Source organism: candidate division KSB1 bacterium, assembly GCA_034506395.1.
GTDB lineage: Bacteria > Zhuqueibacterota > Zhuqueibacteria > Thermofontimicrobiales > Thermofontimicrobiaceae > Thermofontimicrobium.
The window spans coordinates 19071-32837 of the sequence record JAPDPQ010000020.1; the positions used below are offsets into that span (position 1 = coordinate 19071).

The window sequence follows — 13767 nt, forward strand, 5'->3', positions numbered from 1 at the left end:
GAGCTGCTGAATCGAACTTGCTGGTTCGATCCATTTCTTTGTTCAAATGGAAGAAGCATAGGGGATTGCGAAAGATTTTCATTTATTGTCATATTCGATTTTCAAAAACATGAATGATTTATTGAAGGAGGGTGCGTTTATGCAAATGATACGAATTTTTCTTATTTTGCTATTCCTAAGCATGATCACAGTGGGGCAGGGGTACACGCAGGTCGCTGGGGACTTTCGTTCTGCGAAAAGCGGGGATTGGAGCAGCACCGCGACCTGGGAAACTTTTGATGGAACCAACTGGGTTGCACCCAGTGCTGGGCCGTCAGGCGCTGAAAATATCCTTGTGAAAGGGACTGACACTGTGCGCGTAGACGTGCCAGTGACCATCACAGGATATGTGAAAGTGGTCGAATCTGGTGTTTTCACCGTAACAACTGGCGTTTTGAGCTTTGGCAATGGGAGCAGCTACGAGCACGCCCGCGATGCCGGGACGCTCCCGACCGCTACATGGGAACAGGGATCAACCTTACTGTTGACCGGCACGGTGCAGGATGCCCCTGCCAATCGAAACCAAAATTTCCATCATGTCGTTTTCAACACGCCGAACCTGGGGCGCAATCGGGACATGGGATGGAAAAACATCACCATCGGTGGTAATGTGAGGGTGATTAACACCGGAGCATACCGTTGGCAGATGAGCTCGATCGCTGCTAGCGATACGGCACGCATCACGATTTTAGGAGATGTAATCGTTGAAAATGGGCAATTTTCTGTACATGGGACCAGCAATGCTCAGACAGTTTTTATCATCAATCATTATGGTAATGTCATCGTTACTGGCGGCAACTTTTCGATTGCCAGAGGTTCACAGGGCAACGGGACAGGAAAGACACTTTGGTATCTATTTGGCGGTGATTTCACGATGTCGAATGCCACGACTCAAAACTCCAATCCGACACCAGGAAATGCGAAATTCGTGTTCGCAAATGTCGGAGGCAAGCAAAAGCTAACATTGTCGAATGTGACCTATGGTGGTGGAGGCCTGCCGATTCAGGTCGATAGCTTAGCCACCTTAGATATGGATACAACAGCAGTCGGTGGTACCGGAATTTTTGCGCTTTCACCTGGAGCGACATTGATAAGCGCGCATCCCAGCGGCCTGGACGGCAATTTGAAAACCACAGGTGCGATTACCTTGAGTAAAGCGGCTAACTTCACGTTCAATGGCGCTGTTGATCAAGTTCCCGGCGTGTTGTTGCCAGATACCATCGCGGTCCTTACAATAGCGAATCCTGTGGGAGTGACGTTCAGCGATACCTTGAAAACCGCTGGATTGAACGTATCAGCCGGCGGAATCATGAAAATAGATCAGTCGGGAAATATAATAGCTGACTCCGGGGCTATCGCAGGAACCTTGATGAATCAAGGATTGATCAGCGCGAGTAATCCATTAGTCTTCGCTGAGGGATCAATTTACGAACACGCGCGGAACGGTGGCAGCGTGCCTTTGGGCAACTGGCAGCCTGGTTCAACAGCCTTATTCACTGGGATCACCAGCACCGCGCCCGAAAATCGCGGGCAGGATTATTACCATTTGGTGCTCAAGACACCTGGGCTCTCCTCGAACCGCGATTTGAATTTAAACGGGCATACAATTTGGGGTGACCTAAAAGTGATCGATACTGGCTCGGCTCGCTGGCAATTGGTCGGCGGATCTTCTGGGACTGTAACTATCATGGGAGATGTTATTGTTGAAGCTGGCCAATTGGCGACTCAAGGCACCAGTAGCGCGACCGATGTCATCGTCAATCATTATGGTAATATCCATGTCACGGGTGGGAATTTTTCTATCAGCCGAGGCTCCCAGGGAAGTGGCGCCGGATCCACTACATGGTTCCTTCACAAAGGCGATTTTAACATGGCCAACGCCACCACTCAAAATTCCAATCCAACTCCAGGCAAGGCGAAGTTCGTGTTCGCCAATGCGGGTGGTATCCAAAATCTGAAGCTCGAAAATGTCACTTATGCCGGTGGTGGATTGCCCATCCAGGTGGATAGCCTGGTCACCCTGAACATGGATACAACCTCCATCGCAGGAAACGGTATCTTCACGCTTTCGGCTGGAGCGACGCTGATGAGCGCCCATCCAGCAGGCGTCGATGGCAATCTGAAAACCACTGGAGTGGTCACCCTCAGCAAGGCCTCCAGCTTCATCTTTAATGGTACTATTGCCCAATCCGCCGGGCTGCTGTTGCCCGATACATTGGCTACATTGACCATCTCCAATCCTGCCGGAGTATCGTTCACCGATACGCTTCTGTGCCAGGAATTATATGTCACGCCGTCGGCGGTTATGAATATCGATTCGCTGGGGAGTATTACTGCCAGCGCTGGTGCGGTTGAAGGGACCGTGGTGAATCGGGGCGCTCTCGAAGCCAACAACCCGTTGGTGTTCGGTGGTCATTCAATTTATGAGCACGCCCGCAACGGTGGAAGTATTCCATCTGGTCTCTGGGAGGAGGGTTCAACTTTGTTGATGACAGGAATCGTCAACACGGCACCAGCAAACAGAAACCAGAGCTATTATCATATCGTGTTCAATACTCCCAAGATGACATCCAATCTCGATATGGGGCTGAATGGAGTGACTATTGGCGGGGACATTCGGGTGCTGAATACGGGAACCGCTCGCTGGCGATTGACCACAGCCCCAGCGGGGGACAGTTCCATCGTGACGATCATGGGCGATTTGATCGTGGAGAACGGTTCGTTCGAAACTCAGGGAACAGGCAATGCCTTGACCGTGTTCAAAGTCCATCATTATGGAGACGTGATCGTTACTGGAGGGAATTTCTCGGTCGCTCGCGGCTCTCAAGGGAATGGATCAGGTTCCACGCGGTGGTATCTCCACCAGGGCGATCTCATGATGTCCACTGCGACAACCCAAAATTCTAACCCTACCAACGCTCGGTTTGTGTTCGATCGGCAGGATAGTGTTCAACATTTGGTGCTTAGCCAAATTACCTACGGCGGCGGCGGATTAGCCATCGAGGTGGCCAAAGGCACCACGCTCGATTTCGGGCTGACCGAATTAGCGGGCAATGGTGTTTTTATTCTGAATGAAAATGCCACTCTTGCCACGGCCCATGAAAATGGCGTTGCTGGAGCCATTCAATCGACTGGCACATTGACCTTGAGTGAAAACGCTAATTTCATATTCAATGGCACCAAACCGCAGATCACCAGCACGCTCATGCCGAAAGTGGTCAATGGATTAGTTATCAACAATGAAGCGGGCGTCAAATTGTCACAAGAAACCACCATAAACGGGGTACTCAGATTGATCGCTGGAGAATTCGATAACACCATTCCCTTTACGCTCGGGCCTAATGGGTCGATCTCGTTTGAGGGCGGTCGGCTAAAAGTTGGCACCTCGGTAGATATTTCGCTTGATGCGATTCCCAAAGATTTCGCTTTAATGCAAAACTATCCCAATCCTTTCAATCCATCGACCACTATCTGCTACCACATCCCCAGATCAGTCCATGTAGCATTGAAAATTTTCGATATCAATGGGCAGCTGGCGGCAGAACTGGTGAACCGTCAACACGAAGCTGGTTCCTATAAAGTGGTGTGGAACGCGACTGGGATGCCGAGTGGTGTGTATTTCTGCCAGATTATAGCCGGCGAATTCAAGTCGATGCGCAAGCTCATTTTGATGAAGTGAAGAATCGATAGCTAAACGCGTTTTGCCGGCCGCCGCCTTCAGCGGCCGGCGTTTTATTATTGAGTTCATTTTTGTGAAAGGCAAGAAGCAGTGAAGAAGTTCGTTTTTTTGTTTTTGCTCCAGGCAATTTTCACCGATCTTTTATGGGCACAGAAATATATTGCCCCTGACGGCAATGATGCCAATCCCGGGACCATTACACAACCGTTTGGAACTTTCGCTAAGGCTATTTCCGAAGCCATGCCAGGCGATACCATTTATGTACGGGGCGGTACTTATCATCTCACCAGCACTATCACCATCAGCGCAGCCAAAAGTGGCACAGAGGAGAAAGTGGTGACGATGAGCGCATTTAAAGATGAAGTACCATTGTTAGATTTTTCGGCCCAATCGCTCGGATCTAAAGGAATTAGCCTGCGGGCCAATTATTGGCATATCATCGGACTTCACGTCAAGGGTGCAGGCGATAACGGCATGGAAATAAACTTTGGTTCGAATAATATCATCGAGCGATGTGTCTTCTTTGAAAATCGCGACTCGGGGCTGCAACTGAGCAATGGTTCGGCCAACAATCGCATCATCAATTGCGATTCATATTATAATGCTGATCCCCCAGATTATGCCGATGCCGACGGATTTGCACCAAAATTAACCGTGGGAAGCGGCAACTATTTCTACGGCTGTCGCTCCTGGGGCAATTGTGATGATGGTTGGGATGGCTATTTACGTGGCGCTACTGATGTGACCACCACTCTCGAAAATTGTTGGTCCTGGAGCAATGGCTATTTAAAAGATGGGACCGATCCAGGGTCCCAGGCGAACGGGAATGGCTTCAAAATGGGTGGCGGCGATAACAGCAATAGCGAAGCGTTGATGCATCATCAAATCCTCGTTCGATGTGTGGCGTTCAATAACAAAAATAAAGGATTCGATCAGAATAACAATGTCGGTTCCATGACCTTGTTCAATTGCACTGGTTACCATAACAAGGCAGCCAATTACCGAATCCAGCGTTCGTTGAATCCAGGGCAGAGCCTCATAATCAAAAATTGTGTTTCGTTTCAAGGGTTGGTCCAACTGGGAGGTTTCGCCATACAAGAGGCCAATAGCTGGATGCCGCCCTTTCTCGTAACCGCAGAGGATTTTCTAAGTCTCGATGCCAATTTAGCCGCAGCGCCGCGGAAGCCAGATGGCAGTTTGCCCGATATCGATTTTCTTCATCTCGCTACTGGCAGCGATTTGATCGATGCTGGGGTTGAGGTGGGATTGCCATTCTCGGGTAATGCGCCTGATTTGGGAGCGTTCGAAACTGAATCATCAACTGAAATTGAAATCGCTATCGCCAATCCGCCAGCGCAATTCGAATTGCATCAGAATTACCCTAATCCGTTCAATGCAATAACGACGATCTGTTTCTCGCTGCCAGAATTGAGCCATGTTCAGCTTCGGATCTTCAACCCTGCTGGACAACTGGTGCGGATCATCGCGGATCAAAATTTTGGAGCGGGGACTCATGAAGTGACCTGGCATGGCGATAATGAGAATGGTCAATCCATTGGTTCTGGCGTATATCTCTATCAAATGAACGCCAGCGGTCGCACGTTCACTCGGAAGCTGATAGTGATAAGATGACAATGCTCATCTTGGCTTGATTTTCAAATTTCTATTTCGATAGTGGTTGAATTGTTTTGTACCCATAGTCACTGAAGATTTACAGCAATCGCATCATGGACGTTTGTTTGGATATGTCATGCAAGCTAATCGATCGAGATCGCTAAGAATAGCAACTTTCGGATTGCTGATTTTTTCTATTTTTTTGCTCAAACTCTCGAAGGATTCCCCTCGAAATGAGGGATGGAATCAGAAAGAGGAAATTTTGCGTCGGATCATTCCTCCATCATTTCCAGCGAGAGATTTTCCGATTACTGGATACGGCGCCATTGGAGACGGGGAAAGCGATTGTACTGAGGCATTCCGCCGCGCCATCGAAGCCTGTCATGCTGCTGGCGGAGGTAGAGTGATCGTTCCGAAGGGAATCTGGGCAACCGGCGCCATTCACCTCAAAAGCAATGTCCATCTTTATCTTGAAAAATCCGCTACGATCCGCTTCAGCACAGATCCGAAAAAGTATTTACCAGCCGTTTTTACCCGGTTTGAGGGAATCGAATGCATGAATTATTCGCCACTCGTGTATGCATTTGAGCAAGAGAATATTGCTATTACTGGCAAAGGTGTGCTGGATGGCGGTGCCAGGGCCAATGTCTGGTGGAATTGGAAAGGCCCCTGGGATGATGCAGAATCGACACCGACTGGATGGGAACCAGGCATGGAGGATCAACGCCAAGATGTGGCGAAATTACAGCGGATGGCAGATAACAATCTGGCCGTAACACAGCGGATCTTTGGAGAGGGGCATTACTTGCGACCCAATTTTATTCAGTTCTATCGGTGTAATAATGTGCTGATTCGAGGCATCACCATCAAAAATTCGCCAATGTGGGTCATTCACCCCGTGCTGTGCAGCAATGTGACGATTCAACATGTGACGATCGAAAGCCTGGGGCCGAACAATGACGGCTGCAATCCCGAATCCTGTCGCGATGTGTTGATTGCAGAGTGCAGTTTCAATTGCGGAGATGATTGTATCGCAATTAAATCAGGCAGAAATGCCGATGGCCGACGAATCAATGTCCCATCGGAAAACATCGTGATTCAGCGCTGTCGGATGAAGAATGGCCATGGCGGTGTGACCATTGGGAGTGAGGTCTCTGGCAACGTCCGAAATGTTTTTGTTGAAGATTGTATGATGGATAGCCCAGAACTTGATCGGGCGTTGCGCATCAAAACCAATTCGCTTCGGGGGGGAGTAATTGAAAATATATTTCTGAGAAACATTGTCGTGGGCCAGCTAAAAGAGGCTGCTATCCACATCGATATGTTCTATGGCAAAGAACAAGGTGAATATGCCCCAATCATTCGGAACATCCAAGTCGATCGCATGACCTGTCGCAATGCACCCTATGCTTACGTGATCAAGGGGGATAAGAAAACCCCTGTTTTGCATTTACGATTAGAAAATTGTCGCTTTAATGGGGTGACCAAGGGCTTTGATCAGCAACATGTAAAGGATCTGGTCTTGAGGAATGTTTGCATTAATTTTGACAGTCGATAAAGACACAGTTTATATGAACTGCTCTTATTTCTGGATGATATTTTTTTTCTCGATGATTATACCTTCTTCGCTTCGGGCGCAACCATTAGCCTTCCCTGAAGCCGAGGGCTTCGGTCGTTTCGCAACGGGCGGACGCGGAGGGATCGTGATCGAGGTGACAAACCTAAAAGATAGCGGTCCAGGAAGCTTACGTGCTGCCATCGATTCGGATCAGATCCGAACTGTCGTATTTCGCATTTCTGGTACAATCGCATTAGAGTCGGAATTGGTGATCAAACAAGGCAATATCACAATTGCTGGTCAAACAGCACCAGGCGATGGCATCTGTCTCAAAAATTATCCTTTGATCATCGCTGCGGATAATGTGATTATTCGTTTCATCCGCAGTCGCTTGGGCGATGAAAGACAGTTCGAGGGGGATGCAATTTCTGCAATTGGAAATCGAAACGTTATCATTGATCATTGCTCATTCAGTTGGGGGATCGATGAAGTCGCCTCTTTTTATGACAATGAAAATTTCACATTGCAATGGTGTTTGATCAGCGAAAGTTTGAATCATTCGTTTCATCATAAAGGGGATCATGGTTATGGTGGTATTTGGGGCGGAAAGGGTGCTACCTTTCATCATAATTTGCTGGCACATCATTCCAGCCGCAATCCCCGTTTCAATGGCAGCCGCACCCATGGTCAGCCAAACCGTGAGGTGGTCGATTTTCGAAACAATGTGATTTATAATTGGGGGTTCAACAGCAGTTATGGGGGAGAGGGTGGTTTTTATAATCTGATCGCCAATTACTATAAATTTGGCCCAGCGACTCAGAAGAAAGATCGCATCGTAGAACCCTGGGATAGCACCAGTCGATGGTATATAGCTGATAATTTCGTTGCGGGGTTCCCCAATATTACTCGGGATAACTGGGCTGGTGGCGTGCAAGGCAAATACTGGAAGTCCGTGCGGCTCAAATTCCCCGTTGCTGTTGCCCCTGTGATGACGCAGCCAGCCGAATTAGCCTATGAGCTCGTATTGAACAACGTCGGCGCTGTGTTCCCCAAAAGGGATCCCGTGGATTGGCGGATCATTGAAGAAGTGAAGACTGGAACAGCGACCTATGGTGGAATCTGGGGGCCAGGCACGGGGATCATTGATTCGCAACACCAAGTCGGCGGCTGGCCGGAGTTGAAAACTGGTCCCATTCCTATTGATACCGATCATGATGGGATGCCAGATGATTGGGAAATCGCTCACGGTCTCGATCCTGTTAATCCAACAGATCGGAATGGCGATGCCGATGGCGATGGCTATACGAATCTCGAAGACTATTTGAATGATCTTTTGATACATTGATGCGAGGGACAGATGGCATTCAATTTCGATGCTCAGCCGCAAAGAACTTCAGAGAATTGGTGAATTATGGTTACAGTGCCGTCTGATCCATTCGATTGAGTCCTGCTAAAATTGAATCCCCGATTTTAGCTAAAATTTTGCTCCTTCAAAATCTTCAAGATCACCTTTTAAAATGCAGGCTCCAGCCAAATAAACTTCACTCTGGCCTAGCGACAAAAAGCCGAAGCAACAGACGAAAAAACGAGAAAAAAACACTTGACATTTTCAAAAAATATGTTATATTAATCATACCTGGTATACCAGGTATGATTAATTTCACCTTGCCTGACAACTCGACTATTTGGTTTAAGAATACCAATGGTAGAGCATCACCTCCATCGGCGATGCGTGATAATAAAAGTACGAGTGCTCCCATGGCCATAGACTTTACCGATCCGAGACCCCTCTATCTGCAAATTGTCGATACCATCAAAGAAAAAATCGAGTCGGGAGAACTGCAACCTGGTGATCAAATCAGCTCGCAAAATGAACTGGCGCAGGAATACGGGGTCAGCCTCATCACCGTGAAAAAGGCGTTGACCGAATTAATCCGTGAGGGCGTGCTGTTCAGTCGGGTTGGCAAGGGCACCTTCGTGGCCCAACCCGCTCCATCTATCGATTTCACTCAACATCACACCATCGGATTGGTCCTCAGTGACCTGAAAAATCCCTTCTTCTCATTGATCCTTCACAGCGTGGAACAGAAGATTTCCGAAAACGGCTACAATTTGCTGCTGTCCAATTCCTCTCAAAATATAGAAAAAGAAGAGAGCCAGATCCATCGCTTTCGGGATCTGGGCGTGGACGGCATGATCATCGCTTCGACCAGTCACGTCTATCGGGCCACGGAGACGATTCGGAAGCTCAAGGATGACAATTTTCCGTTTGTGATGGTGTCGTATATTGAAGATGAAGACATCTATTATGTCGGAACCGATCATGAGCTGGGTGCCTTTATAGCCACCGAGCATCTTATCCAGCGGGGCTATCAGAAAATCGGTTACCTCAGCGGCGAATCGGGCAACCTGCTGGCTGAGCTGCGGCTCAAAGGCTACCGACGAGCCCTGGAACAGTACGGCAGGCCATTTCGTCCCGAATTTATTTTTCCATTGCCGATGAAATTCAGAGACTATGATTCTGGCTATCAGATCGGTCAGCAATTCTTTCAAAAGTCCGATCGGCCCGAAGCGCTATTTGTCTACAACGACCTTTCGGCGCTCGGCTTTGAACAGGCAGTGCTGGATCAGGGCTACAAAATCCCTGATGACGTGGCCATTATCGGCTTCGATGACATCGAGCGAGGCAAGTATGCTCCTGTACCATTGACCACCATCCACCAGCCCACGGATGAAATTGGCCAGCAGTCCGTGGAGCAATTGATGAAAATTATCGATGGCGAGCCTGTGGCAGTTCGAACCATTTTAAAGCCTGAGTTGATCGTTCGATCAAGTTGCTAAACATTTGTTACCGCACGATTGCAGGAATAAGCATTCACGAGAGATAGATATGAGCATGAACAGCGATAAAAAGCTATTGCCAGAACAACGTGAAGAGCTGCTGAGAAAACTGAAAGCTCGTTTTGAAAAAAATATGAGCCGCCATGATGGTCTTCAATGGCTTGACGTGCAAGCAAAAATAGAAGCCAATCCTGAAAAAATGTGGTCGCTCCATGAAATGGAAAGAACAGGCGGAGAGCCAGACGTTGTTGGTTATGACGAAAAGACGGGCGAATACATTTTTTGTGATTGTTCAGCGGAAAGCCCTAATGGTCGGAGAAGTCTTTGTTACGATCGTGAAGCATTGGAATCGAGGAAAGAACATAAGCCAGAAAATAATGTTGTTGATATGGCTGCTGCCATGGGGATTGAAATCTTAACGGAAGAACAATATCGAGAGCTGCAGAAACTTGGGGCTTTTGATACGAAAACATCAAGCTGGGTGAAAACGCCGCCCAATATTCGAAAACTTGGTGGGGCGCTCTTTTGTGATCGTCGCTATAACCATGTCTTCGTATATCACAACAGCGCAGAGTCCTATTACGCTTCAAGAGGGTTTCGTGGCTTGCTGAGGATCTAAGTTTTTTCAGGCGACAAAGTGGCGCTTGCTATTTCTGCAAGAATCAGATTTGAGCGAACAAGCGCTTGATCAAGCTGCCGCTTCGCTAACTTTGTGGGGTAGGTGAAGCAACAGCCGTTCGATGAAATTTCAGATAGCGACGGCAGTTTTTAAATAATATCAGAGTGGCAACCTTATAGAAAAGAACTAATCTTCACATCCATCTTTGATTGAGGAGCGAATCATGAAATTCAAAATCCTCGCTGTATTGCTGCTACTTATTTTGCCCCTCGCTCACCTCTTTGCGGCTGCAACTGGTAAAATCACTGGCAAAATTACCGATGCGACAACAGGCGATCCTTTGGCTGGAGCCAATGTCTTTTTAAAGGGCACGGCAATCGGGGCTGCGACGGACCTCAAAGGGGAATATATTATTCCTTCAGTCCCGCCAGGCACCTATCAACTGCGGGTCACGTTTATCGGATACCGCTCAAAAGAGCTGCCGATTCAGATCGGGCTGAATGAACAAAAAGTGGTGCATGTTCAACTGGAATACGACGTGGTGAAGGGCGAGACGGTCACCATTACAGCGCAGGCCGAGGGTCAGGTGGCGGCGATCAACCAGCAACTGCGCTCCAACACGATCACCAATATCGTTTCGGCGGAGCGCATTCAGGAGCTGCCCGACGCCAATGCGGCTGAGTCCGTCGGCCGATTGCCTGGTATTTCTATTAAACGCAGTGGGGGAGAGGGCAATAAAATTGTGATCAGGGGCTTGGCGCCGACCTACAACATCATCACCATTGCAGGGGAGAAAGTCCCTGCCACCGACCTGGATGATCGCAGTGTGGACTTGAACATGATTTCGCCAGAAATTTTAGCTGGGATTGAAGTCACCAAGGCGTTGACGCCAGATAAAGACGCCGATGCGTTTGGAGGGATTGTCAATTTTAAATTGGCCGATGCTTCGGAGGGAGGTTTTAAATATGATTTCAAGTTCCGCAATGGCTATAATGCGCAGCGAGATCAATTTGGGCAATACAAAGGCAGCCTGACTTTGAGCAATCGCTATTTCGATCAAAAATTGGGATTGATGGTCACTGGCAATTTAGAGCGAGCCCAGCGTGGTTCGGACCAGTTTGCGGCTAACTATCAGGTGCTCAGGGAAAAGAGGGAAGGCGAACCTTACGCTCCAATTTTTGCTACCCAGGTGGACCTGAGCTATACCGATGAAATTCGCAAGCGGATCGGTTTTAGCATCCTCATGGATTATCGCCTCCCTAATGGAAAGCTGACGTTCAATAATTTTATGAGCCGTCTGGATCGGGATGCGCTGACTCACCTGGCCCGATGGGATGAGGGCGCCAATACCCACGAAATCCGACTTTATGATCGGCAGCAACAGATCGATGTCCTGTCCAATTCACTCACGGGTGAACATCGCCTCTTCTCTGGTCAATTGGATTGGCGGGTGTCCCAAACCGCTTCCCTCAACCGCCAACCCTTTGATAACCGCATCCGTGCCCGTGAATTGAGTGCCATTAATCACGCCCTGCTCCCCAATTCCTACGGACCCGATCTGCTGCTGGCCGCCGCAAACAATCGCTACGACCAGATGTTTCTCTACCAGGGCGATTTTTATACCGAAAAATCCCTGGAAAGAGATCGAAGTGGCCAGCTCAATTTTAAGCTGCCGTTCACTTTAACCAATAAGATAGCAGGCAACGTCAAGTTTGGCGCCAAATACATTGAAAAGCTAAAGGAACGGGATCGTGGCCATCGCAACAGCCGATTGGATCTGACGGCCGTCACTCATCGGGAGGAATTTGAACGACATCATCCTCGCTCTGGAGAAGAAGGCTTCGAATATCAGTGGAATGCCACTGGCTGGTCATTGATGCAAAATTATCTGGATCCATCGTTCGACGCTGGCAATTTTTTGGGCGGGCGCTACAATTTTGGTCCTGCCATGAGCCGCTCTGAGCTGAACTTTTTGCTCAATCATTACTTGCTGGATTCGCTCTATGCCTTTTCATCCATCGCCGATTTAGATGATTATGAGGTAACAGAAGCGGTGACGGCTGGCTATTTAATGACCGAGCTCAATTTTGGGCGGATTTTCATGCTGCTCCCAGGGGCTCGCTATGAATATACTCGGGCTGAAATGACAGGACGCAAAGGGACCGTGCCCGATATTTTCTCCGAGCCAGAGCTGAATAAGCCTTTTGTTTCGGATACGACCGCTACCGCCACTTACGGCCGCTGGTTCCCCATGATCCATGCCAGAATTCGTCCCACGGGATGGTTCGATATTCGACTGGCTTACACCAAATCGCTGTCCCGCCCCCAGCTCAGTTGGATGATGCCCAAAAAGAAAGTTCATGGCACCGAACGTCGGGTAGAATTTGGCCGCCCCGATCTCCTGCCCCAAATGTCGACCAACTATGACATCTTCCTCTCATTTTATGGAAACACGATTGGTTTGTTTACGCTCGGCGGCTTTTATAAGGAGATCGACGATCTCATTTTCAATCGCCAGGGACATAAAATTTTGAACGCCGTGAAGGAAGGCTTTACGCCCGACTTGCAGGGATTTACTTTAGACCGACCCGAGAATAACCCATTTCTGACCAGAGTAAAAGGATTCGAGGTGGAGTGGCAGACTCGTTTTCATTGGCTGCCCCGCCCGTTCGACGGAATTGTGCTGAACGCCAACTATTCTCACATCTGGTCAAAAACTCATTTCCCACGTTCGTTCGTTTTGAGTGAAAAAATCCCTGTGTTTCCGTTTCTTAAAACCACCGTTGTGGACACTTTTCGCACGGGTGATATGCCAGATCAAAGTGACGATATTGCCAATGTCGCCATCGGCTATGACAAAGGTCCCTTTTCCGCACGATTGTCGCTCCTCTATCAGGGCAAGACCCTGGCGATTGTGGGCGAACGACCCGAGCTGGACGGCTTCACCGCCGATTTGATGCGAATGGACCTGTCCATCAAATATCGCTTAGCCCGCTACCTTGACCTGTTTTTTGACTGGAACAACATCACCGATGAACCCGATGAGTCGTATCAATCTCAGACCCAGTTCTTGACCGCCAGTGAATACTACAGTTGGACCATGAATCTTGGTTTGGGATTACGCTTTTAATGCTAAGAGCATTAAATAGGTTCGATACCAGCGTCATTTCGATCCGTCCGCCAACTGGCGGACGGAGAGAAATCTGTAAATTCAACTTTCGCTTCAAAGTCAGATTCCTCCCTGCCAACTGGCGGGTCGGAATGACAATCCAAAAGTAAATTACAATAGGCTTCTCGTAATTACCTATTTCAAATTTTTGAACTGAGCAGGAGAATGGAGGTGATCGATCGGCATTCAAAATAAAATAGATTTTCTCGGCAGGGAGGAGGTGAATGAAAGGCCATAATTCATATTTC

Annotated in this window: 7 protein-coding genes; all 7 read left to right on the forward strand. The window is 48.4% G+C overall.

Translation table 11 applies throughout. The annotated features are described in order from the left end of the window. The first annotated feature begins 139 nt into the window (after positions 1 to 139). The 7 genes from ONB37_13090 to ONB37_13120 all read left to right on the forward strand — a co-directional run bounded on the left by ONB37_13090 (position 140) and on the right by ONB37_13120 (position 13480). Positions 140 to 3718 (forward strand): T9SS type A sorting domain-containing protein, encoded by a 3579-nt coding sequence (locus ONB37_13090; GenBank protein ID MDZ7401091.1) that lies wholly within the window; start codon positions 140 to 142, stop codon positions 3716 to 3718. A gap of 90 nt (positions 3719 to 3808) precedes the next feature. Then, complete coding sequence (locus ONB37_13095) at positions 3809 to 5350, forward strand: right-handed parallel beta-helix repeat-containing protein (GenBank protein ID MDZ7401092.1); 1542 nt, start codon at positions 3809 to 3811, stop codon at positions 5348 to 5350. A gap of 244 nt (positions 5351 to 5594) precedes the next feature. Then, complete coding sequence (locus tag ONB37_13100; protein MDZ7401093.1) at positions 5595 to 6890, forward strand: glycoside hydrolase family 28 protein; 1296 nt, start codon at positions 5595 to 5597, stop codon at positions 6888 to 6890. A gap of 52 nt (positions 6891 to 6942) precedes the next feature. Then, complete coding sequence (locus ONB37_13105) at positions 6943 to 8235, forward strand: pectate lyase (protein ID MDZ7401094.1); 1293 nt, start codon at positions 6943 to 6945, stop codon at positions 8233 to 8235. A 413-nt stretch (positions 8236 to 8648) separates the two neighbouring features. Next, positions 8649 to 9731 carry a GntR family transcriptional regulator gene (locus ONB37_13110; GenBank protein ID MDZ7401095.1) on the forward strand — a complete coding sequence of 361 codons (1083 nt, stop codon included), beginning with the start codon at positions 8649 to 8651 and terminating at the stop codon, positions 9729 to 9731. Positions 9732 to 9786: 55 nt separating this feature from the next. Continuing rightward, positions 9787 to 10350 (forward strand): DUF4256 domain-containing protein, encoded by a 564-nt coding sequence (locus ONB37_13115; GenBank protein ID MDZ7401096.1) that lies wholly within the window; start codon positions 9787 to 9789, stop codon positions 10348 to 10350. A gap of 223 nt (positions 10351 to 10573) precedes the next feature. Beyond that, positions 10574 to 13480, forward strand: coding sequence for a TonB-dependent receptor (locus tag ONB37_13120; GenBank protein ID MDZ7401097.1), 2907 nt, complete (start codon positions 10574 to 10576; stop codon positions 13478 to 13480). The last annotated feature ends 287 nt before the right edge of the window (positions 13481 to 13767 follow it).